The sequence below is a fragment of the Bradyrhizobium agreste genome, from assembly GCF_016031625.1.
GTDB lineage: Bacteria > Pseudomonadota > Alphaproteobacteria > Rhizobiales > Xanthobacteraceae > Bradyrhizobium > Bradyrhizobium agreste.
In genome coordinates this window covers 1-22182 of sequence record NZ_JACCHP010000014.1, presented here as the reverse complement: position 1 = coordinate 22182, position 22182 = coordinate 1, and the positions used below count along the sequence as shown (strand labels likewise).

Sequence of the window (22182 nt, the reverse complement as noted above, 5' to 3'; positions counted from 1 at the left end):
CCCTACTCGCGGCGAACATTCCAGAACACCGGGAAGCTGAACGGGATCATGCCCTTGAGATCCGAACGATAGGCCGGCGGCGTCGCAAATTGTCCGGCCAGAACGTAGTTGACGTTGTTGTGGAAGGCGGCCTGGATCTGGTCGCGATATTTCTTGCTCTCGGCAGGACTCGACGCTTGGGAATACGCCTTCAACAGCTCGTTCATCGCGGGATCGCAATACCAACCGGGATTGTTCTCTAGGCAGTTCAGCGACACCATCTGCTGCGCGAGCGGATTGACCAGATCGATGCCAGCCATGACCAGCGGGGTCACGCTCCAACCGCCATCCGCCACAGGCGCCTTCTTTAGGCGTCGCGCCGCCACCGTCGCGTAATCAGACGTTCGCAAATCGACGTTGAAGCCCGCCTGCTTCAGCTGGTCGGCCAGCACCGAGCCGACCGGATTGAGTATCGCGGATGTGCCCGCATGCAGGAACACCACAGGCTCGCCTTTGTAGCCGGCCCCTTTCAGGAGCTTCTTGGCGGCCTCCGGCCCGATGTCACGGGAATACTCCGTGCCGGCATCCGAACTTCCGTCGTTGCCGCACATGTAGATCGAATAGCAGGTGCGGTACATGTCGGCCGGCAGTCCAAGACCAGCCATGACGTCCTTCTGTTCGACCACAGCCTGCAGCGCCCGGCGAACAAGGGGATTGTCGAAGGGCGGGTGGGTGTGTTCGACATTGATTGCGATCATGTTCTGGGCGATCGCCGGCTGCTTGCCGATCGTCACCTTGGGATTTTTGCGCAGCACGTCGATGTAGTCGTATGGCACGACCTCAAGAAGGTCGACCTCTCCCTTTTGCAGGGCCGCGGCGCGGGTCGACTGATCAGGGATGCTCAAGAGCTCGATGCGGTCAAAGTTCACGACTTTTCCGCCGGCAAGGCCATCTGCCGGCTCGGAACGCGGAATGTAGTCCGGGTTGCGGGCGAAGACCGCCTTGACGCCGGGTCGCCATTCATCTTTCAGGAAAATGAACGGCCCTGAGCCGACAACTTCCGGCACCGCTGTGTTCGCGTCCAGGCGGGCCAAGCGTGCCGGCATCATGACGGGTATCTGATGGCCGGGCTTGCCGAGTGCCTCGATGACGAACGCGAACGGCCGCTTCAGCTTCAACTCGAACGTCTTGGAATCGACCACCGTGAATCGATCCGCGGCATTCATCAGCTGGGCGCCGAAGCCTTCACGCTTGGCCCAACGTTCGATCGAGGCGACACAGTCCTCCGACGTCACGGGCGCACCGTCACTGAACTTCAGCCCGTCACGGAGATGGAAGGTGTAGGTCAGGCGGTCGGAGCTGACCTCCCAACCGGACAGCATCTGCGGCCTATAGTGGCCTTCGCTGTCGATCGCCACGAGCTGGTCAAAGACGAGGTACGCGAACACGCGCGTCGCATTGATTGTCGTGATGATCGGATCGAGAACCTGAAGTTCGGTCTGCAGCGAGACCTTCAGCACGCGCTCCTCGGCATGCGCGGGCGCGGAAGCGCAGACAAGTGAAAGGGCGGCGGACAGCACAAAATGACGCAATCCCACGGAGGACCTCTTTTGTTGCCAGATACTTCGCCGCAGCTTTGGAGCGAAGCATCATCGATCACCAGACTGATCAGTGTTCGGTTGCCTCCCGCCCGGCTTGCATCGTTGGCCATGATGCGAGCTCCATGAGCCGCGTCATCGACCCGATGAGCCTATCGTCCCCGTCGTTTTTTCGGCAAACCACTTGTTTTGCGGCTGAGCATGATAAAAACTAAGCCTCATGGACACCGCTTCGAAATGGCACCGAAGCGGGCGAAAGGCAGGTCAGTCGGTGTCACGTCCGTCGAAACGCGAGCCTCCGGCCCGCCGCCGTCTGCCGCCGCTCAACGCGGTGCGCGCTTTCGAGGCAGCTGCGCGTCACGTCAACTTTGCGCTTGCCGCAGATGAGCTGGCGGTGACGCCGGGAGCAGTCAGCCGACACGTCAAGGCGCTGGAGGCCCAGATCGGCCGCAAGTTGTTCGATCGCTACCCGCAATCGCTCGAACTGACCGAGTTTGGCCGGACCTGGCTGCCCGTCGTGTCCGAGGCCTTTGATACGCTCGAAAGCGGAACGGCCCGGCTGCTGTCGGAGCGCCCACGCGCGACATTCGCGTTGAACGCGCCAACGGCCTTCGCCACCGGCTGGCTGCTGCCCCGCTTCGCCCGCTTCCATCGTGAGCAGCCGGAATTGACCATCAAGTTGCTCACCCAACCCGATCTGCCGGACCTTTTGCGCGAAGGCGCTCCCGACGCTGCGATTGCCCACGGCCGAGGCGAATGGCCGCGACTGAATGCCCACTTCTTGTTCGCCGACCGGTTGATACCGATGTGCAGCCCGGCCTACCTCGCGGCACAACGAAGACTGATCGAACCGGCCCATTTGCTCACCGAGACCCTGATCTCCACGGACGACACGGCGCAGGATTGGGCCGCCTGGTTTGCGATGGTCGGACTGCACGGCGAACAACCGCAGCGCATGCTGCATTTCGCCAGCAGCGTATTGCCCGCCCATGCCGCCATGAACGGTCTCGGATTTGCACTCATCGATCCCAGCCTGGTGACATCGGAGCTCGACCTCGGCCGGCTGATTGCTCCGCTGTCTTTTCCGCCGCTGATGCGAGGGACAGGCTGGTATTTTCTGCATTCGCGGGTTCGCCGCAAGGATGCGGTGATGCTGACCGTCCGAAACTGGCTGCAACGCGAAGCCGGCTCCAGCGTCCGCCATATGTTTCCGAAGCCAGGCGGTGCCTCTCGCTAGGACCTTTCCTTTGAATCGGGCTCGCGCGTATTGAACGAGGACATCAGATGCATCCCACCGACTTGCCGGGCCAACCCGGCGTTGTGCCTCCTGGAGCGATCGGCCACAATCGCGGCGTCGTCGGCCGCAACTTCGCGTTCATCCCGCCGGAAGGCGTGTTGAAGAGCCGGCTTCCGGCGTGGACATCGACAAGTGTGCGCTTTCTCGCGGCTCCGTCCCTTGGTGCGGGGTTTGCGCAGTATCTGCTGGAAATCGAACCCGCTGGCGGCACGGCCCGGCCGATCTGCCTGGACCTGCAGCACTTCTTTTATGTTGTCGCCGGCGATGTCGACGTGTCGATTGACGCCGCTCCCGCGGTGGAGCTCACGGCTGGCGCGTTTATCTACGTGCCGCCGGGTTTGTCGTTCTCAATGTCGTGTCATCCCACCGCACCGGCGCGCGTCATCGGCATCAAGAAGCGCTATGAGGAGGCCGAGGGCATTGCCGCGCCAACGGCAATCATCGGCCAGCAACAATCCATGCCGATGACGAACCATACCGGTTTGCAGGGTCGCGGATTCAAGCACCTGCTGCCAATGGGCGACCTGAGGTTCGACTTCGAGATGAACCTGATGTTTTTCCAGCCCGGCGTCTGCTTCCCGGCGGTCGAAACGCACATCATGGAGCACGGATTGTTCATGCTGGAGGGGCAAGGCCTCTACTATCTTGCCGGTAGCTGGCACGAAATCTGGGTTGATGATTTCATTTGGATGGGATCGTTCTGTCCCCAGCAATTCTATCCCACCGGGCTCAATCACGCGGTCTATCTGCTCTACAAGAATGTCAACCGCGACGTCGTCCTCTGACGCTCGCGGCTGTGGAGCTGAGCAGTGCGGTTCGCGCCGCGGCTGACGCTCCCTGCTGGACGGCAATGCCGAATGGCGCGAGCGATGAGTTTCGCAAGGATCAACGCATCGCATCGGAGATGATCCCGACAAGCTCCCCCTCGCGCTTGCCGCCGCCCGACATCCGGCAGCCCGCCTGCCTCACTTGAAGTGAAATGCTTCACAAGCCGCAATCCGGGATTGCGGTAGCCTCGGTGCCACGGGGCGTGGTGAGTTGGAGGCGACGATGAAGCAGGACCTTCCGGACCAGGCAACGCGCACGCAGTCCGCAACCGAGGCGCCGGGCTTTTGGCAGAGAATCCAATCCTGGGACCGCCGCCTCTCGGTCACCAAGGGACTGACGGCGGTGACCCTGCTGACCGGCTTCCTGGGCGGTTATTTCCAGTACCTGAATTCCTATGAGCAGAAGGTCGGCGAGCAGGCCAAGGCGGACATGCAGAAGGCGACCGACACCTTCCTCGAGATCTCGGACGCCTTCGCCGACGTGCAGATCCAGCAGGAGACCATGCTGCGCGAGCAGTTCGGCTCGCTGAAGGCGCAGGCAAGCCCCGCTTTCATCCCGGTGGACTCCAAGACATTCGACTCGCTCTCGGACTATTGGAAGGCGCGCGCGTCGCTGCGGCGGAACGGCGCCATCTTCGCGCGCAAGGCGGAGATCTACATCGACTGGCCCAGCGACCTCGGGCGCGATCCGGCCGCGGAGCACACGCTGGACCAGGATCCCCTGACGGCTACGCTGCTCACCAAGTACAATTTCGATTGCGATTCCGAGGCCAATCTTCCCCAGTTCAGAGGCGCGATCTACAATGGCGCCGATCCGGGACGACCCAGCGACGAATTGTGCAACGACCCGACGGCCAATGGGCTCAAATCCTACGTCAACCTCTGTGCCAGGCGGGCGGATGGCGAGATCGATGCGTTGCAGAAGGTCGTGGTGATCAACTGGTGGAGCGCCAAGCACCACGTCCTGGTGATGCACCATTGCTTCGAGGTGCTCCGCGGCGGGCCGAATGCGCTGCAGGCTCCGGCCTCCGGCAACGACGGCCCCTATGATCGCAAGCTCGAGAAGCCGCGCGACAGCAACGAGCAAAGGCTGCAGCATCAGGCCCGCCGGCTGGACGCGTTCATGACGCTGACCATGGCGCAGCTGGACCGCATCAGGGTGCGGTACCGTCCCACCGGCTTCTTCTGCCATGTTCCGTTCGCGCGCGATGCCATCGGCTATTTCAGCAACCAGTGCCTGCCGAACCAGCCGGTCACGAGCGAGCGCAGCTGAAGCGTACCGCGGAAGACACCGGCGGAGACTTTCCGGCAGCGGCAGCCGGCGTGATCGGCCTGTCATGACGGCCTGTTAGCGTCATGGCCGTATCGATCAAATCCGAAAGGACAATCCATGGATCTGAAGGCCGGCGATGTCGTGATGCTGAAATCCGGCGGTCAGCCGCTGACCGTCGCGGAGGTGAAGGACAACGAGGTGCTGTGCCTGTGGATGGGCATGGAAGGCGACCTGTTCCGCGAGACGCTGCCGCTCGCCGTGCTCGTGCAGGTGGAGGAAGATGACGAGGACGACGAAGACGAAGATGATGACGAGGAGTAGGCCTTCTCGGAGTGCATTCTCGCGAGAGCCGAGCGCTTCCCCTGATGACGGGCGCGGTTGATCAGACGAGGATACGAGGCGCCGCCGTAGCTTTGTCTCCCGAATTCGGCGTCCCCGTCGGCTCGATCAGGAGGATGTGCACTTCCCCATGCGCCACCGGCCGGTGCTCAACGCCCTTCGGCACGACAAAAATCTCGCCGGGGTTGAGGGTGACCGTGCGATCCCGCAGCTCGATGTCGAGCGTCCCGCTGAGCACGAGAAAGAAGTCGTCCGTGTCCTCGTGCTTGTGCCAATGAAATGGCCCCTCGAGCTTGGCCACCATGATGTCGTTGTCGTTATAGGTCGCGACGGTGCGCGGGGAGAAGCGATCGGTAAACGTTGCAAGCTTCTCGGCGAGATTTGCGGGTGCTTTCATTGCGTTTCCTTGAGGTGAAGACCTCCAGCCCGCATATGGTCATGGACGCCCCTCCTGGAAGAGATAACACGACCTGGTTTGGGAACACGACCCTGCGACGCGGGCGGAATGTGGTTCTACGCGACCAGCTGCCTCGCCGCCGCCGAGATCATCAGCAGCCCGCCGGTGATCACAGCGGCATCGAGGATCGCCGTGTGAATCTGCACCGGCATCCGTTCGACGAAAGCCTTGGCCAGGAACGCGCCGGGCACGGCCATGCCGCCGATCAAAAGCGCCAGGGCGAGCACCTGCGCGGTGACGGCGCCGGCGAGGCCGAATACCGAGATCTTGATGAGGCCGGTGCCGAGCGAGATCATCGCATCGGTCGCGATCACGGCGGCGCCTTCGAGCCCTGCGGCCATCAACAGCGAGAGCAGGATCACGCCGGAGCCCGAGGTGCCGCCGACCAGGACGCCGTAGCCGACCGAGCCGGCGGCAAGGCCGGTGTCGCCGATCTTCACTGCGCGGCGGCGGAGCACGCGGCGCAGCGGCACGCTCAGGATCAGCATGGTGCCGATCACGAGCGCGGCGCCGGCGTTGGTGAGGCGGGTATAGCCATAGGCGCCGAGTGCGGTGGTCAGCGCGGCGCAGGCCAGCACGATAGCTGCGCGGCGGCGGTCGGCATAACGGACATAGGCAAGCGCACGGCTCGCATTGGTCAGCATCGCGGAGATCGCGATGATCGGCACCACGGGCTCGGCGCCGACCAGCGGCACCAGCACCAGGGGCATCAGCGCGCCGGTGCCGTAGCCGGCGAGACCGCCGATGATCGAAGCAAACAACGCCATCGCTGCGACCAGCAGAAGCTGGACAAGCGAGATATCGGCGAAGCCTGAGACGATGGTCAATCCTTCTGGTCGCGCTTGATGCGGGCGACGGCTTGATCGGCGATGGCGGCGAGTGCGGCTTGCTCTAGTGGGAAATCCACCGCGAGCCAAGCGTCCTCGGCGAGCGTCAACACGTGGCCGAGCGCAGGTCCTTCGGCGACACCGCGGGCGATGAAGTCGGCGGCCTTCAGCGGAAACTTCGGCGCGCTCCAGCGCTGCGGCAGCTCGGCGAGCGCACGCCAGCCCATCGAGGTGACGTCGCCGCCGCTCCGTGCCCAGCCCAGCAACACGCGATCGTGATAGCGCTCAGGCCCGAGCCGGTACAGCAAGCGCCGTGCCTTGGCTTCGTCCTTGGTGGCAAAGCGCCACCAGCGGTGCCCCATCGAATCCAGCGCCTTGGCCTCGGCATTGGAGAGCCGCAAGCGCGCAGCGACGCGCTTGGCGTCTTCGGTGACGGCGACCGAGAGCGCGGCCAGGCGCCGCGTGCTGCTGGGGCTGAGGCCGAGCTCGCGCTCGATCGCGATCATCGTGTCCAGGGGACCCGTATAGACGACGCCGCCGATCAGCGCTTGCAGCAATCCGCCCTCGGCCATCGCCCGCACAGCCGGGCCTGCACCCGCGGCGACCAGCAGCTTGAGCATCTCCATGCGCACCCGCTCGGCCGACAGGTTCGCCAGGCCCGCACGTCCGCGGATGCAGGCGAGATAGCCGTCGCGGTCGGGCTCGCCGGCGCCGAAGGCGGCGTGAATGCGGAAGAAGCGCAGGATGCGCAGATAATCCTCGGCAATGCGCTGGTCGGGATCGCCGATGAAGCGCACGCGCCGCGCTCTGGCGTCGGCGATGCCGCCGACATAATCGTAGACGACGCCGCGCGCATCGACGGACAGGCCGTTCATGGTGAAGTCGCGCCGCTCGGCATCCTTCACCCAGTCGCGGCCGAACGCGACCTTGGCCTTGCGGCCGAAGGTCTCGGTGTCCTCGCGCAGCGTCGTGACTTCATAGGGATGGGCGTCGATCACCAGCGTGACGGTGCCGTGGTCGATGCCGGTCGGCACGCTCTTGATGCCGGCAGCCTTGGCACGCCGCATCACCTCGTCCGGCAGCGCCGTGGTCGCGATGTCGATGTCGCCCGGCGCAAGGCCGAGCAGCGCGTTGCGCACGGCGCCGCCGACCACCCGCGCCTCCTCGCCATCGGTGCCGAGCAGCGCGAGGACACGCGCGGTCCCGCCTGCGGTCAGCCAAGGCGCATCGGCGAGTAAAGGCTCCGCGCTCATCGGCCCGCCCCTATTTTTCCACGCCCGGCACGAGCTTGCCGTGCTCGATATGGGCGGGGACGTAGGTCGAATCCGGCGGCGCGCCGGAGAAATGCGCAAGGCCGATCAGCCCGGCGATGACCAGCACGATCGCCGCCAGCGCAAGGCGCGCGACGATCGCGACCGGCCATGACGTTTGCACGAACAGACCGGAGCGCGTGGCGGCCAGGAACAGCGCATAGACGGCAAACGGGATGAGGAAGATTCCGATCTCGGTCAGAACCGTCCGGATCATGATGAATAGATCCGCTCATACAGCACACGCAGCATTCCGGCCGTCGCACCCCAGATGTAGCGTTCCGCGAACGGCATCGCGTAATAGGATCGCGGCGTGCCGCGGAATTCCTTGCTGTGCACCTGGTGGTTCACCGGATTCATCAGGAAGGATAGCGGCACCTCGAACGCATCATCAACCTCGGAATGGTTGATGCTGAGGGAAAAGCCCGGCCTCACCTTCGCGACCGTCGGCAGGATGCGGAAGCCGAAGGCGGTGCCGTAGAGATCGAGATAGCCGAGCGGCTCGACGAAGTCGCGTGACAACCCGACCTCCTCTTCGGCCTCGCGCAGCGCCGCATCGAGCGGCGAGGCATCGGTCGCGTCGATCTTGCCGCCGGGAAAGGCGATCTGGCCGGCATGGTCGTTGAGATGCGCCGAGCGCTGCGTCAGGAGGATGGTGGGCTCGGGATGATCGACCACCGCGATCAGGACCGCCGCCGGGCGCACCGGCTGCTCGCGCGCGATGATCTCCAGCATCTTGTCGGTGCCGGGATCGCCCGAGGCGGGGATGATGTTGGGATCGTAGAGGCCGGGCGGCACGTCGAAGCCGAGCCGCGCCCTGGAGCGGGCGAAGAAATCCGCCGCGCCGATCACAACGGGACCGTTCTTCAGGATAGGCTTGTTCAAGTTCAAAGCGCGGCCCTCACCTGCTCCGCATCGGCCATGGCGAAGAATTCGCCGGCCGACTCGACACCGAACATCGGCAGGCCATCGACCATCCGCTCCTCGCCCATGTCAACCAGATCGTAATAGAGCGCGCGCGTGACCTTGGCCCAGAGATCGGCGCGGACGTGCAAGTAGGGCGTCAGCCCGCCATCCTCCGCCTGCTCGAAACGCAGCCGGTGTGCCGCGTCGCAGGTGACCCAATCGTCGACATTGGTGCGGAAGTGCAGCACGCGATTGCTGCCCTCGCCGTCCGTCTGCATCTCGACCGCCATGAACGGCGCATCGTCGACGCGGATGCCGACCTTCTCCACCGGCGTGACCAGGAAATGCTTGTCGCCCTCGCGCTTGAGGATGGTCGAAAACAGCCGGACCAGGGCGGGACGCCCGATTGGCGTCCCCATGTAGAACCAAGTACCATCGGAGGCGATTCGGATGTCGAGATCGCCGCAAAACGGCGGATTCCACAGATGCACCGGCGGCAGGCCCTTTTTTGCGCCTTCGGCACTGGCAGCGCTTTTGGCGGCGGCAGTCAGCCCCTCAAGACCGCGATCGGCGCTCTGCCCTTGGTTCGCCATGGTTTGCCCTGACTTTGTCATTGGCACGATTGGTGCAGGTCTACGTTGTACTTGGGTGCGCGGTTCCATCCGGAAAAGTCCGGTGTGGAGGTCGCCACTTCGTGATGCCGTACATAACCCGAAGCCGATAAGGTGGGGATAGGTTAATTCAACGAATACATGGCCTTCCTGCAAGTCTAGCATGGGGCCCATGATCTGGCGTGATGACATCTGGCGTGATGACCTGACGTGACAGGCTCACGATGCAAGCGAGCCGCGTGGCAGGCTGAAGGAGCAAGCGAATGGCGGAGAGTGTCGAGAAACTGGAGGACGGCATCGTCCGTTCGGCCGAGCAGGTGTCGAGCCAGGTTCGCGCGGCCAAGGACGCGATCGCCTCCGTCATCTTCGGCCAGGATCGCGTGATCGAGAACACGCTGGTCACCATCCTCTCCGGCGGCCATGCGCTCCTGATCGGCGTGCCAGGCCTTGCCAAGACCAAGCTGGTGGAGACGCTCGGCGTCACGCTCGGCCTCGACGCCAAGCGCATCCAGTTCACGCCCGATTTGATGCCCTCCGACATTCTCGGTGCCGAAGTGCTGGACGAGAGCACCGCGGGCAAGCGCGCCTTCCGCTTCATTGCCGGTCCCGTGTTCGCGCAGCTATTGATGGCCGACGAGATCAACCGCGCCTCACCGCGCACGCAATCGGCGCTGTTGCAGGCGATGCAGGAGCAGCACATCACCGTCGCCGGCGCGCGTCACGATCTGCCGAAACCCTTCCACGTGCTCGCGACGCAAAACCCGCTGGAGCAGGAAGGCACCTATCCGCTGCCGGAAGCGCAGCTCGACCGCTTCCTGATGGAGATCGACGTCGACTATCCCGACCGCGACGCCGAGCGCCGCATCCTGTTCGAGACCACGGGCGCGGAGGAGACGCTGGCCAAGGGCGCGATGACGCCCGATGCCCTGATCACCGCACAGCGCCTGATCCGGCGCCTGCCGGTCGGCGATTCCGTGGTGGAGGCGATCCTGTCGCTGGTGCGCTCGGCCCGCCCGGGTCCCGACGCCGGCGAAGCCGGCAAGTTCATCGCCTGGGGCCCCGGCCCGCGCGCCAGCCAATCCCTGATGCTGGCGGTGCGCGCGCGTGCGCTGATCGACGGGCGCCTGGCGCCCTCGATCGACGACGTGCTCGACCTTGCCGAGCCCGTGCTGAAGCACCGCATGGCGCTGACGTTCCAGGCGCGCGCCGAAGGCCGCACGATTCCGGACGTGATCCGGCAATTGAAGACACGGATCGGTTGATGGCAGCGGAGAACGGGCGGGCAGCGAAGGAGATATTGGCGATCCGACGTGCCGATGGCGAAAGCCGCACGCTCGCCGCTTCGCTGCCACGCCTGGTGCTCGAGGCCCGCCGCATCGCCGCCAACGTCATCCACGGTCTGCATGGACGGCGCCGCGCCGGCTCGGGCGAAAATTTCTGGCAGTACCGCCGCTTCGTCTCGGGCGAACCGTCGCAGAACGTCGACTGGCGCCGCTCGGCGCGCGACGACCATCTCTATGTGCGTGAGCTCGAATGGGAAGCCGCGCACACGGTCTGGATCTGGCCGGACCGCTCGCCCTCGATGGCGTTTGCCTCGAAGTCCGCGCGCGAGTCCAAGCTCGAGCGGACGCTGATCGTCGCCTTCGCACTGGCCGAGCTGCTCGTCGCCGGCGGCGAGCGTGTCGGCATTCCCGGGCTGATGGCGCCAACCGCAAGCCGCAGCGTCATCGACAGGATGGCGCAGGCCATGCTGCATGACGATGCCGACCGCCTCAGCCTGCCGCCGTCCTTCGTTCCGGCCGCGCTGGCCGAGATCATCGTGCTGTCGGATTTCTGGTCGCCGATCTCCGAGATCAGGACGATGCTCGCCGGGCTCTCCAGCTCCGGCGCGCACGGCACGCTGGTGCAGATCGTCGATCCCGCCGAAGAATCGTTCCCCTATTCCGGCCGCGTCGAGTTCGTCGAGCCCGAGGGCTTCGGCGTGATCACCGCCGGCCGGGCCGAGAGCTGGGTGCAGGATTACACCGCGCGGCTCGCGTTGCACCGCGACCAGATCCGCGCCGAGACGAACAAGCTCGACTGGCTGTTCACGACGCACGCGACCGACCGCTCCGCCGCCGAGCTCTTGCTGTTCCTGCATGCGGGCATGCAGGTGAGCAAGTCGGGCGCGCGCACCACGACGATCAAGGCGGGGCCGGCCGCATGATGGGATTGCCGCTCGCCTTCACGCAACCGCTGCTCCTGATCGGCCTCGTCAGCCTGCCCGTGCTGTGGTGGCTCTTGCGCGTGATGCCGCCGCGGCCGCGCCGCATCGAGTTTCCGCCGACGCGGCTGTTGTTCGACATCACGCCGCGCGAAGAGACGCCCTCGCGGACGCCGTGGTGGCTGACCGCGCTCCGCCTGCTCGCCGCCGCGCTGGTGATCTTCGCCGCCGCCGGCCCGATCTGGAATCCGCAGACGGGCCTCGCGGGCAGCAAGGCGCCGCTGATGATCATGTTCGACGACGGCTGGAGCGCCGCATCGCACTGGGACGTCAGGATCAGGACCGCGGACGAGCTGATCGCCAATGCCGACAATGATGGCCGCGGCATCGCGCTGGTGCCGCTGTCCGAGCCGAACCGCGACATCACCCTGATGCCGGCGGGTGCGGCGCGCGTCGCGCTGCGGCAGCTCGCGCCGAAGCCCTATTCGATCGACCGCGTCGAGACCCTGGCCGCGGTCGAACGGTTCCTCAAAGTCACCGGCGACTGCGAGATCGCCTGGCTCTCGGACGGCGTCGACACCGGCCGCGGCGAGGACTTCGTGGCCGGCCTCGGCAAGACCATCGGCGATCGCAGCCTGACCGTGTTCGACGGCGGCACCGCCTCGCCGCTGGCCCTGGTCGCCGCCGAGAACGCCGCAGCGAAGATGACGGTCAAGGTGCTGCGCACCGACAGCGGAATCGCGGTCGGCACCGTGCGCGCGCTGGACCAGAAGGCGTCCCCGATCGGGGAAGCGCGCTATACGTTCGGTCCGCAGGACAAGGAAACCGAAGCGGCGTTCGAGCTGCCGGTCGAGCTGCGCAACGACATCACGCGACTGGAAATCTCCGGCGAGCGCTCCGCCGGCGCGGTGCAGCTGCTCGACAAGCGCTGGCGCCGCCGCGCCATCGGCATCGTCTCGGGCGCGACCAGCGAGACCGCGCAGCCGCTGCTGGCGCCGACCTTCTATCTCACCCGCGCGCTGGGGCCGTTCGCCGACGTCAGGCTCGCCGACAAGGGCTCGCCGCAGCAGGGCATCACGCAGTTCCTGGACCAGAAGCTGCCGATGATCATCCTTGCCGACGTCGGCACCATCGCGCCCGAGCTGCGCGAACGCCTCAATGCCTGGGTCGACCAGGGCGGCGTGCTGGTGCGGTTCGCTGGGCCCCGGCTGGCACAGGCGGATGACGACCTCGTGCCGGTCAAGCTGCGCAAGGGCGGCCGCACGCTCGGCGGCAGCCTGACCTGGGAGAAGCCGCAGCATCTGGCCTCCTTCGCCGCCGATGGTCCGTTCACCGGCGTCGCGGTGCCGAAGGACGTCACCGTGAGCCGGCAGGTGCTGGCCGAGCCCGACGCCGTGCTCGCCACCAAGAGCTGGGCCTCGCTGGAAGACGGCACGCCGCTCGTCACCGGCGAGCATCGCGGCAAGGGCCTCGTCAGCCTGTTCCACGTCAGCGCCGACATGCGCTGGTCGGATCTGCCGATGTCGGGCACCTTCGTCGAAATGCTGCGGCGGGTGGTCGACATGTCCGGCTACACCTCCAAGCCCGGCGCCGGCGTTGCCGGCGAAGCGACCGCTGAGACGGTGGCGCCGCTGCACATCCTCGACGGATTTGGCGCGTTCGGTCCGCCGCCGGCGACTGCAAAGCCGCTGCCTGCGGATTACCGCGACCGCGCCACATCGGATCATCCGCCCGGCTTCTACGGTCCGGCAGAAGGACCGCTCGCCGTGAACACGCTTGCCAGCGCCGACCGCATCGCCGCGCTGAGCACCGCGAGCCTGCGCGCCCGGCACGCCACCTACACCAATGCCGAGCCGCGCGATTTGCGCGGCTGGCTGCTGTCGACGGCGCTCGCGCTGTTCCTGATCGACGCCATCATCGTTGCGGTGCTCGGCGGCGGCATTGCCGCGCTGCTGCGCCGCCGCGCCGCGCCCGCGATGATCGCGCTCGCCCTGCTCGCGGGGTTCGCGGCGCTCGCGCCGGCGCCGTCGCGCGCCGACGGCGTCACGGACGAGTTCGCGATGAAGTCGGTGTCGCAGACCCGTCTCGCCTATGTCGTCACGGGCAATGCGGATGTCGATTCCATCGTCAAGGCGGGAATGAACGGGCTGACGCTGTTCCTGGCCCAGCGCACGGCGCTCGAGGCCGGCGATCCCGTCGGCGTCGATCCCGCGCGCGACGAGCTCGCCTTCTTCCCGCTGATCTACTGGCCGATCGTGCCGGGCGCGCCGAAGCCGCCGCAGGACGCCATCAACAAGATCGACGCCTACATGAAGCAGGGCGGCACCGTGCTATTCGACACCCGCGACGCGATCGAGGCGCCGCCCGGCGCGAACGGCGCGGCGCAGACGCCGGCCATGCAGACGCTGCGCGAGATCCTGTCCTCGCTCGACGTGCCCGAGCTCGAGCCGGTGCCGCGCGAGCACGTGCTGACCAAGACCTTCTACCTGCTGCGCGACTTCCCCGGCCGCTTCACCGCCGGCCAGACCTGGGTCGAGACCTTGCCGCGCGAAGACGATGATGAGAGCGCACAGCGGCCGGCGCGCGGCGGCGACGGCGTCTCGCCGATCATCATCACCTCGAACGATCTCGCCGGCGCCTGGGCGGTGCGGCCCGACGGACAGGCCATGCTGCCGGTGACCGGCGGCGACCCCCGCCAGCGCGAATTCGCCTACCGCGCCGGCGCCAACATCGTGATGTACACGCTGACCGGCAACTACAAGGCCGACCAGGTGCACGCTCCGGCGCTGATCGAACGGCTGGGGCAATGATGCGGGAATTGAAACTCAATACTCTCCAAAAGAGAGCCGTCATGGCCGGGCTTGTCCCGGCCATCCACGCCTTGCCACGCGGCACGAAGAACGTGGATGCCCGGGACAAGCCCGGCCATGACGATGCCGAGAGAGCGAGAACATGAACTACGGCATCGCGTTCACACCGCTTGTTCCTGCGATCGTGCTGTGGCTCGCGCTCGCCGCGATCGTCGTCATCGCGCTTCTGCTGCTGCTGGCGCGTGCGCGCGGCGCCGCGGTGCGCGTGGCCGCGCTGGCGCTGTTCCTGCTGGCGCTCGCCAATCCCTCCTTCACACGCGAGGACCGCGATCCCCTCACCTCGGTCGCCGCAATCGTCGTCGACAAGAGCCCGAGCCAGAATTTCGGCAACCGCAACCGCGAAGCTGCGCAAGCGCAGGAGGCGCTGGTCGACAGCCTGAAGAAGATCAAGGGCCTCGAGGTCCGCGTCGTCGAGGCCGGACAGGCCGACGGCGAGACCGACGGCACCAAATTGTTCGGGGCGCTGGCCTCGGCCTTGGCGGACGTCCCGGTCGACCGCGTCGCCGGCGCATTCCTGATCACCGACGGCCGCGTCCACGACATTCCCGCGAACACCGCCGCGCTCGGCTTCCAGGCGCCGGTGCACGCGCTGGTCACCGGCCAGAAGGACGAGCGCGACCGCCGCATCGCGATTACCGCCGCACCGCGCTTCGGCATCGTCGGACAGACCCAGACCATCTCCTACCGCCTCGACGACCAGGGCGTCTCCGGCGAGCGCGCCAAGGTCACGGTCCGCCGCGACGGCGAGGTCATCAACGAGCGCACGCTGTCGAGCGGTCAGGCCGCCAGCGTCGACGTCGACATCAAGCATGCCGGGCCGAACATCGTCGAGATCGAGGCCTCGCCGCTCGAGCGCGAATTGACGCCGGTGAACAACCGCGCCGTCGTCGCCATCGACGGCGTGCGCGACAAGCTGCGTGTGCTGCTGGTCTCGGGCGAGCCGCATTCCGGCGAGCGCACCTGGCGCAATCTGCTCAAGTCCGACGCCAGCGTCGACCTCGTGCATTTCACCATTCTGCGCCCGCCGGAGAAGCAGGACGGCACGCCGATCAACGAATTGTCGCTGATCGCGTTTCCGACCCGCGAGCTGTTCCAGCAGAAGATCAACGAATTCCAGCTGATCATCTTCGATCGCTATGCCCGCCAGGGCGTGCTGCCGATTCCTTATTTCGAAAACATGGCGCGTTATGTGCGCGCAGGCGGCGCCGTACTGGTCTCGGCCGGTCCCGACTATGCCTCGAACAGCAGCATCTGGCGCACGCCGCTCGATTCGGTGCTGCCGGCCGAACCCGTCGGCGTCACCGAGAAGCCGTTCTATGCGCATCTGTCCGACATCGGCAAACGCCATCCCGTCACGCGCGGGCTGGAAGGCTCCGCCAGCGAGCCGCCGCGCTGGAGCCGGTTTTTCCGCACCGTCGATACCCGCAATGCGGTCAACCCGCCCGTGATGACCGGCGTCGACGGCAAGCCGCTGCTGTTCCTGTCGCGCTTCGGCGAGGGCCGAGTCGCGCTCCTGCTGTCCGACCACATCTGGCTGTGGGCGCGCGGCTATGAGGGCGGCGGTCCGCATCTCGACCTGCTCCGGCGGATGTCGCACTGGCTGATGAAGCAGCCCGATCTCGACGAAGAGGCGCTGCGCCTCCAGGTGCAGGGCAAGAACCTCATCGTGGTGCGTCAGACCATGGCGGACAGCGTCCAGCCCGTCAGCGTGACCTCGCCCTCGGGCGTGTCGCAGGATCTGACGCTCTCGCCCGGCGATCCCGGCGAGTGGCGCGCCAGCCTGCCGGCGAACGAGCTCGGCCTGTGGCAGGCCACCGACGGCACGCTGAAGGCGCTGATCAATGTCGGCCCGACCAATCCGAAGGAATTTTCGGAAGTGACCTCCACGGTCGACACGTTGAAGCCGCTGACACAGGCGACCGGCGGCGATGCCGTGCGCGTGGCTACTAGCTCGAGCGTCGAGCTGCCGCGCATCCTGCCGGTGCGCTCGGTCGGCATGTTCCACGGCGACGGCTGGATGGGCGTGCGGATGCGCGACGCCAGCGTGGTCAAGGGCGTCGGCGTGCTGCCGATCTTCTCCGGCCTGATCGGTCTTCTGCTGCTGCTCGGCGCCTTCGCCGCGACCTGGGCGCGCGAGGGACGCTAGATTCGGCCGCGGGACTTATCGAGGCGCAGCTACGTCCGACCAACGCGAACTCCCATTCGCCGAGTCAAGGTAGCTCCGCGAGAGCAGGTACCTGCCTCCCTGCAGCACGTACACTTCGTGCAGACAACCGCTTGCCGTGCAGTACGGGTTCGGCAGCCCATCGCAGGAAAGTCTATCGTAATGCAGATGCATTTCCGCCGAACTGCGGAAATATGTCGCAAAGTATTGGTGGGGATGAGCGGCTCCGCCGCACCGCGCCACGACCGTTTTCCGGACGTTCGCCGGAAGCATCGCAAGGTAATCCGGAGATGTCGACGAGCCGTGACCGAAGCTCCATGCCGGTGCGCTCGCGAAAAGGATGGCGGCTATCGCGGCCGCTGCTCGATATCCCACGCCAGCGACTGCTTTCGGCCGCTGGCGAGAGCGACCCGCTTCACGAACTCGAAGTGCGCTCATTGCTCGCGCTCCTCGTTAAAGCCCCGGCGACCAGGCGACCCATGAGCGGCTCATGAGCTTACAGCTTTGTCCATGGGCTTGGGTCGCAACGCATCGACATCCAGCTTGACGACGTCGTCCGTAGCAGGTAGCTGAATGTAATGTTATAACATTACAAGTCTGGACGGTCCATGACCAAAGCTCAGATCGCGGAAGCCCCCAACCTGCCCGTCGGCCGCAAAACTACCCTTTGCGAGGCTTTGACCACGGGCGTCGTCATCTTCGGCATCGACTTCAGGTCCAACTGTCGTGAGCGGATTTACGACGCAGACAAGGTCTGGTCGGGGGAGCACACGATCCGGGACTACACCGAGATCTAAGGCAGTTGCACCGGGAATTGATGCCGAAGCGCGCGCAAAGCACACCTCGATTGGCCACATTGTCCCGGAGCGTTCATGACCAAGCCCCAAAACGGGGGATACCGCCGTCTCCCGTCACCGTCCTGTCGGGATTTCGCGGGAAAGACCACGCTGCTCAATCACATTCTCAACAACCGGGACGGGATCGCCGTCATCGTCAACGACATGAGCGAGGTGAACATCGATGCCGAGCTCCTGAAGTATGATGGTGGGCTCTCTCGCACTGACGAGAAGCTGGTGGAGATGTCGAACGGCTCCATCTGCTGCACGCTCCGCGACGATCTCCTCGAAGCGGTGCGGCGCCTTGCCGAGCGCGCCGAACTCGACGCCGCTGAGTGCCTGGTTGATGCCTTCATGCCAGACGCCTGGCGCCATCTCCCTGATCCATTTCCCAGTTGGAACAGGCAAGTGGCGTGACGCGCGACATACCAAGTTGCAGGAATACCACATTGTTTCGTCGAACAACCTTGGCGGCCTTGCGATGGTTGACATCGGCCGAGACCCCCTGCGACTGTAACTTCGGGGACGGCAGAGCAATACCGCCCACGCGTGGGTGTTTCATCGCATGATGTGGTATCGGTCAAACATAAGGCACGGTGCCCGGCTCGCGTTGTTCGCGATGCTGGTGCAGTTCGCGCTGACGTTCGGCCACAGCCACTGGTCCGCGCAGGCCGCGCCCCTCGCCCAATCCTCGCTTCAGCAGGCCGAGGGTACCAACGCCGTTGCTGCGATCGACCGCGCCGCGGTCCAGAAGCAATCTCCCTCAAGCCCCCATCGCGAGCATCCGGGCGACGACAATTGCGCGATCTGCGCCGTCGCCGCGATGGCGAGCACAATCGTGTTCGCGACGCCGCCCGTGCTGCTGCTGCCACGGGCCATCGAGCTGCTCTACCGCATCACGGATGCCGAATTCATCCATCTGAAATCAGCGGGCACGGCGTTCCAGCCCCGTGCCCCTCCCAAGGCCTGACTTCCAAAATCGCTTGATCACGCCTGGGCTCGCCGTATCTCGGCAAACGCTCGGGAGCAATTGAAGTCGAAATTCCGTCGCACTGCGACGGCAGGCCGCCTCCGATCAGCAGACAATCGTGCGGACGGCCTGACTGGAATCAGCACCATGTCATTTAGCTTGCGACGCGCGCAGCGCCTTAGCGGAACAAGCCTGCTCCTGCTCGGCGCCGCCGCCACGCCCGCCTTCGCGCAAGACACATCGTCGACGGAGATCCCTGCCGTCACCGTGACGGCCCCGAGCCCCATTGTGCGCAGGGCCGTCGTGCCGACCCGCAGCCCGGTCCGTGTGACGCGCGGCGCACCGTCGCGCAGCCGCCAACAGACGGCTGAAACCACGCCTGCAGCTCCGGCGCCCGCCGCACCCGAGCAAGGCGTTCTGCCCATCGTGACCGACCAGTTCGCGACCGTGACGGTGGTGCCGAACGAGGAGATCCGCAGGGAGGGCGGCGCCCAGCTCGGCGATCTCCTGTTCTCCAAGCCCGGCATTACGGGTTCGAGCTTTGCGCCCGGCGCGTCCAGCCGGCCGATCATCAGAGGTCTCGACGTCAACCGCGTCGGCATCCTCGAGAACGGCACCAATGCCGGCGGCGCCTCCGATCTCGGCGAGGATCATTTCGTGCCGATCGATCCGCTTGCGACCAATCAGGTCGAGGTGATCCGCGGTCCCGCCGCGCTCCGCTACGGCTCGACCTCGATCGGCGGCGTCGTCGCCGCCACCAACAACCGCATTCCCGATGCGCTGCCTTCGTGCGGCGCCTCACCGTTCCAGAGCTACGGCTTGCCGGCCAAGGCACCGCTGGCAACGGCGGGGTCGTCGCCATGCGTGACGGCCGAAACACGCACCTCTTTCGATTCGGTCAACCGCGGCGTCGAAGGTGGCGTTCTGCTCGACGGCGGCGGCAACAACTTCGCCGTCCACGCCGATGCGTATGGCCGCAATACTTCCGACTACTACATCCCGGGTTACCCCTACCGCTTCGACGACACGCGGCCGGTCGGCAGTCGTCAACCGAACTCGGCAACGCGATCGGACGGCGCCTCGATCGGCGGCTCGTACTTCTTCTATGGTGGCTTCATCGGCGCTGCGATCACGCAGAACGACTCGCTGTACCATATTCCCGGCATCGACGGCGCCGATCACCAGACCCGTATCGATGCGCATCAGACCAAGATCACCATGAAGGGCGAGTATCGGCCCGACGCGGCGGCGATCGACGCTGTTCGTTTCTGGGCAGGTGCCACCAACTACCGCCACAACGAAATCGGCCTCGCCGATCCTGCCGACCTGACGACCCTGGGCGTGCGGCAGACCTTCACCAACAGGGAAGAGGAGATCCGCGTCGAAACGCAGCTGATGCCATTCAATGCGCGGTTCGCCGAGATCACGACCGCATTCGGTTTTCAGGCCGCACATCAGGAGCTGACCGCGCCGAGCCCCGACGATCCCGGCGCGCTCTTCAACGGCCTGTGGAATCCGAATCGCAACATGCGCGAAGCGGGTTACGTGTTCAATGAGCTGAAATTCACCGACACGACCAAGGCCCAAATTGCCGGCCGCATCGAGCACGTCGACCTGAGCGGATCGACGCCCGATTTTCCCGCTGATTTCCTGCCGAATGGCGATCCTCAGACCAGCATCGCCCGCAATCTGCATTTCACGCCGAAGAGCGGCAGCGTCGGCCTGATCCAGATCCTGCCGTACAACCTCGTCGGCAGCCTCACCGCGCAATATGTCGAGCGTGCACCGAAGCCGGCCGAGTTGTTCTCCCGCGGCCCGCACGATGCGACCGCCACCTTCGACATCGGCAACCCGAACCTGACGATCGAGACCGCCAAGACGGTCGAGGTCGGCCTGCGCCGCGCCACGGGGCCGCTCCGGTTCGAGGCCACCGCTTACTACACCCGCTTCGACAACTTCATCTATCGGCGGCTGACCGGCGTCATGTGCGATGAAGATTTCGCATCCTGCGGCGCGCCCGACGCCGAACTCAACCAGGCCGTCTACTCGCAGAAAAACGCGATCTTCCGCGGCGGTGAATTCCAGAGCCAGATCGACGTCGGGCCGCTTTACGGCGGCATCTGGGGTTTTGAGAACCAGTTCGACATCGTCCGCGCCACGTTCACCGACGGCACCAACGTTCCCCGGATTCCGCCCGCGCGCATCGGTGCCGGCCTGTTCTGGCGCGACTCCAACTGGCTGGCACGCATCAATCTGCTGCATGCCTTCCCGCAAAGCAACGTTGCGGAGATCGCCGAGACGCCCACGCCCGGCTATAATCTCCTCAAGGCGGAGGTCACCTACAAGACCAAGCTCGGCCCAAACTGGCTCGGCGCGCGGGAGATGTATGCCGGCCTGGTCGGCAACAATCTTCTCAATGAGAAGATCCGCAACTCGGTTTCATACACCAAGGACGAGGTCTTGATGCCCGGCATCGGCGTGCGGGCGTTCGCGAACTTCAAGTTCTAGGCTCAGGTCAGTCGGCGGCACACGCCGTCATTGCGAGGAGCCCTTGCGACGAAGCAAATCCAGACCGCCTGCGCAGAGCGATTCTGGATTGCTTCGCGGAGCCTGTCATGGGGCCGCGCTTCGCGCGGACCCGGTGGCTCGCAATGACGGAGTAAGAGGCTGCTGCCGGGGGCCTCATTGACAGGATCGCAGCTCTACTTCCGCGCCTTGCTCCAGTCGGGGCCGACCGCACCCGACACGCCCTCGAAGGCGCCGTCGACGAGCTCGAACACCAGGATGCGCGCGGTATCGACGGGACCCGGCATGGTGACGCGGCCCTTGGCGACCGGCTTGAAGCCGATGCGGCCGTAATAGGGCTCGTCGCCGACCAGCAACACCAGGCGGTGACCTTTCGCCCTGGCGTCCTTCAGCGCGCGCTCCATCAACAGACGACCGACACCGCGGCCGCGGAATGGCGGCTCGACGGTGAGCGGCCCGAGCAGCAGCGCCGGCGTGTCGCCGATCAGGATCGGCAATTGCCTGACCGAGCCGACCAGGAGCGTGCCGATGCGGGCCGTAAAGGACAGTTCGAGCAGATGGTCGACGTGCTCGCGGATCCGGTAGGCGCTGAGCACGAAGCGGCCAGGGCCGAAGGTGCGTTCGTGCAGCCGCTCGATCGCCTGGGCGTCGCCGGCGGCTTCGGGAAGGATGGTCAGCGAGAGATCGTTCATGTCAATTCGCGGAGTAGCACTTGCGCCTGCGAAGGTCTATGGGCGGCGTCGGTGCCGGGCCACGCCTTCCCCGCGGGGCAGGGCTATCGCATTTTTGAGTTCTTCCCTGCGGCCATCCTTCGAGACGCCCGCTTGAGGCGGGCTCCCCAGGATGAGGGCGGAATGCGCGGCGCAGTTTCAACGGGCAATGACGCTGATGAGCCTCATCCTTGTATGGGGAGTGAGTTGTCAAGAGAGCATTGTTTGTTGGCGGCGGTCTTGGGCGCCGAGGCGAGGCACGGTCAAGACTGGCCGCAGGCCACCGCCGGAGGCGGCGCGTTAGCGGCCTTGACCGCGACGAGCTCGGCGCCACAATGGAGCGTTCGCAACATGCGCATCGGCGCTGGCAGGCGGGACGTGATGCGAGGCCTGGGCCGTGAACGACAATGCGGCAGGACCGCATCACCTTGTATCCGGTCGGGCACGCGGCCCGGTACCCTGATCTTTCATGCACGGGT

The 22182-nt window shown here is 65.6% G+C and carries 19 protein-coding genes and 1 pseudogene; 12 read left to right on the top strand and 8 right to left on the bottom strand.

Going from position 1 to position 22182, the window contains the following annotated elements; all coding sequences use genetic code 11:
* Positions 1-2: 2 nt before the first annotated feature.
* A complete protein-coding gene (locus HZZ13_RS21140; protein WP_197961469.1) occupies positions 3-1577 on the bottom strand; it encodes an ABC transporter substrate-binding protein in 1575 nt (524 codons plus the stop codon).
* A gap of 331 nt (positions 1578-1908) precedes the next feature.
* Between HZZ13_RS21140 and HZZ13_RS21135 the strand changes: the two genes are divergently transcribed.
* The 4 genes from HZZ13_RS21135 to HZZ13_RS21120 all read left to right on the top strand — a co-directional run bounded on the left by HZZ13_RS21135 (position 1909) and on the right by HZZ13_RS21120 (position 5295).
* The gene (locus tag HZZ13_RS21135; RefSeq protein WP_197961468.1) at positions 1909-2814 is read left to right on the top strand and encodes a LysR substrate-binding domain-containing protein; all 906 of its coding nucleotides are present in this window, start codon (positions 1909-1911) and stop codon (positions 2812-2814) included.
* 47 nt (positions 2815-2861) lie between these two features.
* Positions 2862-3659, top strand: a complete 798-nt coding sequence (gene allE, locus HZZ13_RS21130) for a (S)-ureidoglycine aminohydrolase (RefSeq protein ID WP_197961467.1) — start codon at positions 2862-2864, stop codon at positions 3657-3659.
* Positions 3660-3924: 265 nt separating this feature from the next.
* Positions 3925-4974 (top strand): hypothetical protein, encoded by a 1050-nt coding sequence (locus tag HZZ13_RS21125; protein WP_197961466.1) that lies wholly within the window; start codon positions 3925-3927, stop codon positions 4972-4974.
* A gap of 117 nt (positions 4975-5091) precedes the next feature.
* Positions 5092-5295: a YodC family protein gene (locus tag HZZ13_RS21120; RefSeq protein ID WP_172785906.1), complete on the top strand. Its 204-nt coding sequence runs from the start codon at positions 5092-5094 to the stop codon at positions 5293-5295.
* 61 nt (positions 5296-5356) lie between these two features.
* Here the strand turns inward: HZZ13_RS21120 and HZZ13_RS21115 are convergent, their stop codons facing one another.
* The 6 genes from HZZ13_RS21115 to HZZ13_RS21090 all read right to left on the bottom strand — a co-directional run bounded on the left by HZZ13_RS21115 (position 5357) and on the right by HZZ13_RS21090 (position 9406).
* The gene (locus HZZ13_RS21115; RefSeq protein WP_197961465.1) at positions 5357-5710 is read right to left on the bottom strand and encodes a cupin domain-containing protein; all 354 of its coding nucleotides are present in this window, start codon (positions 5708-5710) and stop codon (positions 5357-5359) included.
* Positions 5711-5826: 116 nt separating this feature from the next.
* Positions 5827-6597: a sulfite exporter TauE/SafE family protein gene (locus HZZ13_RS21110; RefSeq protein WP_197961464.1), complete on the bottom strand. Its 771-nt coding sequence runs from the start codon at positions 6595-6597 to the stop codon at positions 5827-5829.
* Entirely contained in the window at positions 6594-7850 is a 1257-nt protein-coding gene (locus HZZ13_RS21105; RefSeq protein ID WP_197961463.1) for a CCA tRNA nucleotidyltransferase, read from the bottom strand. Before HZZ13_RS21105 ends, HZZ13_RS21110 begins: the two co-directional genes overlap by 4 nt.
* A gap of 10 nt (positions 7851-7860) precedes the next feature.
* Positions 7861-8124 carry a DUF6111 family protein gene (locus tag HZZ13_RS21100; protein ID WP_197961462.1) on the bottom strand — a complete coding sequence of 88 codons (264 nt, stop codon included), beginning with the start codon at positions 8122-8124 and terminating at the stop codon, positions 7861-7863.
* A complete protein-coding gene (locus tag HZZ13_RS21095; protein WP_197961461.1) occupies positions 8121-8792 on the bottom strand; it encodes a CoA pyrophosphatase in 672 nt (223 codons plus the stop codon). The genes HZZ13_RS21100 and HZZ13_RS21095 overlap by 4 nt, the downstream gene beginning before the upstream one ends.
* Positions 8793-8794: 2 nt before the next feature.
* The gene (locus HZZ13_RS21090) at positions 8795-9406 is read right to left on the bottom strand and encodes a DUF1285 domain-containing protein (protein WP_197961460.1); all 612 of its coding nucleotides are present in this window, start codon (positions 9404-9406) and stop codon (positions 8795-8797) included.
* A 281-nt stretch (positions 9407-9687) separates the two neighbouring features.
* Here HZZ13_RS21090 and HZZ13_RS21085 point away from each other — a divergent pair, with 281 nt between their 5' ends.
* From HZZ13_RS21085 to HZZ13_RS21050, 8 genes and pseudogenes are all read left to right on the top strand, one after another.
* Positions 9688-10686, top strand: a complete 999-nt coding sequence (locus HZZ13_RS21085; protein WP_197949333.1) for an AAA family ATPase — start codon at positions 9688-9690, stop codon at positions 10684-10686.
* Positions 10686-11630 (top strand): DUF58 domain-containing protein, encoded by a 945-nt coding sequence (locus tag HZZ13_RS21080; RefSeq protein ID WP_197961459.1) that lies wholly within the window; start codon positions 10686-10688, stop codon positions 11628-11630. Before HZZ13_RS21085 ends, HZZ13_RS21080 begins: the two co-directional genes overlap by 1 nt.
* Positions 11627-14437 carry a DUF4159 domain-containing protein gene (locus HZZ13_RS21075; protein WP_197961458.1) on the top strand — a complete coding sequence of 937 codons (2811 nt, stop codon included), beginning with the start codon at positions 11627-11629 and terminating at the stop codon, positions 14435-14437. The genes HZZ13_RS21080 and HZZ13_RS21075 overlap by 4 nt, the downstream gene beginning before the upstream one ends.
* Before the next feature lie 142 nt (positions 14438-14579).
* Positions 14580-16643: a hypothetical protein gene (locus tag HZZ13_RS21070; protein ID WP_197961457.1), complete on the top strand. Its 2064-nt coding sequence runs from the start codon at positions 14580-14582 to the stop codon at positions 16641-16643.
* A gap of 626 nt (positions 16644-17269) precedes the next feature.
* Positions 17270-17458: a hypothetical protein gene (locus tag HZZ13_RS21065; protein ID WP_197961456.1), complete on the top strand. Its 189-nt coding sequence runs from the start codon at positions 17270-17272 to the stop codon at positions 17456-17458.
* 98 nt (positions 17459-17556) lie between these two features.
* Positions 17557-17824: pseudogene (locus tag HZZ13_RS21060) on the top strand (CobW family GTP-binding protein); the annotation flags it as partial.
* A 238-nt stretch (positions 17825-18062) separates the two neighbouring features.
* The gene (locus tag HZZ13_RS21055) at positions 18063-18467 is read left to right on the top strand and encodes a DUF2946 domain-containing protein (RefSeq protein ID WP_197961455.1); all 405 of its coding nucleotides are present in this window, start codon (positions 18063-18065) and stop codon (positions 18465-18467) included.
* A gap of 147 nt (positions 18468-18614) precedes the next feature.
* Positions 18615-20975, top strand: coding sequence for a TonB-dependent receptor (locus tag HZZ13_RS21050; RefSeq protein WP_197961454.1), 2361 nt, complete (start codon positions 18615-18617; stop codon positions 20973-20975).
* Positions 20976-21169: 194 nt separating this feature from the next.
* Here HZZ13_RS21050 and HZZ13_RS21045 read toward each other — a convergent pair whose 3' ends face one another.
* Positions 21170-21685, bottom strand: a complete 516-nt coding sequence (locus HZZ13_RS21045) for a GNAT family N-acetyltransferase (RefSeq protein ID WP_197961453.1) — start codon at positions 21683-21685, stop codon at positions 21170-21172.
* Between the last annotated feature and the right edge of the window lie 497 nt (positions 21686-22182).

What these genes read in the sequence shown, in the direction of transcription:
- HZZ13_RS21105 (WP_197961463.1), bottom strand. Translation starts at nt 7,850, where the DNA reads ATGAGCGCGGAGCCTTTACTCGCCGATGCGCCTTGGCTGACCGCAGGC.
- HZZ13_RS21075 (WP_197961458.1), top strand. Translation starts at nt 11,627, where the DNA reads ATGATGGGATTGCCGCTCGCCTTCACGCAACCGCTGCTCCTGATCGGC.
- HZZ13_RS21065 (WP_197961456.1), top strand. Translation starts at nt 17,270, where the DNA reads ATGACCAAAGCTCAGATCGCGGAAGCCCCCAACCTGCCCGTCGGCCGC.
- HZZ13_RS21090 (WP_197961460.1), bottom strand. Translation starts at nt 9,406, where the DNA reads ATGGCGAACCAAGGGCAGAGCGCCGATCGCGGTCTTGAGGGGCTGACT.
- HZZ13_RS21125 (WP_197961466.1), top strand. Translation starts at nt 3,925, where the DNA reads ATGAAGCAGGACCTTCCGGACCAGGCAACGCGCACGCAGTCCGCAACC.
- HZZ13_RS21070 (WP_197961457.1), top strand. Translation starts at nt 14,580, where the DNA reads ATGAACTACGGCATCGCGTTCACACCGCTTGTTCCTGCGATCGTGCTG.
- HZZ13_RS21120 (WP_172785906.1), top strand. Translation starts at nt 5,092, where the DNA reads ATGGATCTGAAGGCCGGCGATGTCGTGATGCTGAAATCCGGCGGTCAG.
- HZZ13_RS21085 (WP_197949333.1), top strand. Translation starts at nt 9,688, where the DNA reads ATGGCGGAGAGTGTCGAGAAACTGGAGGACGGCATCGTCCGTTCGGCC.
- HZZ13_RS21080 (WP_197961459.1), top strand. Translation starts at nt 10,686, where the DNA reads ATGGCAGCGGAGAACGGGCGGGCAGCGAAGGAGATATTGGCGATCCGA.
- HZZ13_RS21115 (WP_197961465.1), bottom strand. Translation starts at nt 5,710, where the DNA reads ATGAAAGCACCCGCAAATCTCGCCGAGAAGCTTGCAACGTTTACCGAT.
- HZZ13_RS21055 (WP_197961455.1), top strand. Translation starts at nt 18,063, where the DNA reads ATGATGTGGTATCGGTCAAACATAAGGCACGGTGCCCGGCTCGCGTTG.
- HZZ13_RS21050 (WP_197961454.1), top strand. Translation starts at nt 18,615, where the DNA reads ATGTCATTTAGCTTGCGACGCGCGCAGCGCCTTAGCGGAACAAGCCTG.
- HZZ13_RS21100 (WP_197961462.1), bottom strand. Translation starts at nt 8,124, where the DNA reads ATGATCCGGACGGTTCTGACCGAGATCGGAATCTTCCTCATCCCGTTT.
- allE (WP_197961467.1), top strand. Translation starts at nt 2,862, where the DNA reads ATGCATCCCACCGACTTGCCGGGCCAACCCGGCGTTGTGCCTCCTGGA.
- HZZ13_RS21045 (WP_197961453.1), bottom strand. Translation starts at nt 21,685, where the DNA reads ATGAACGATCTCTCGCTGACCATCCTTCCCGAAGCCGCCGGCGACGCC.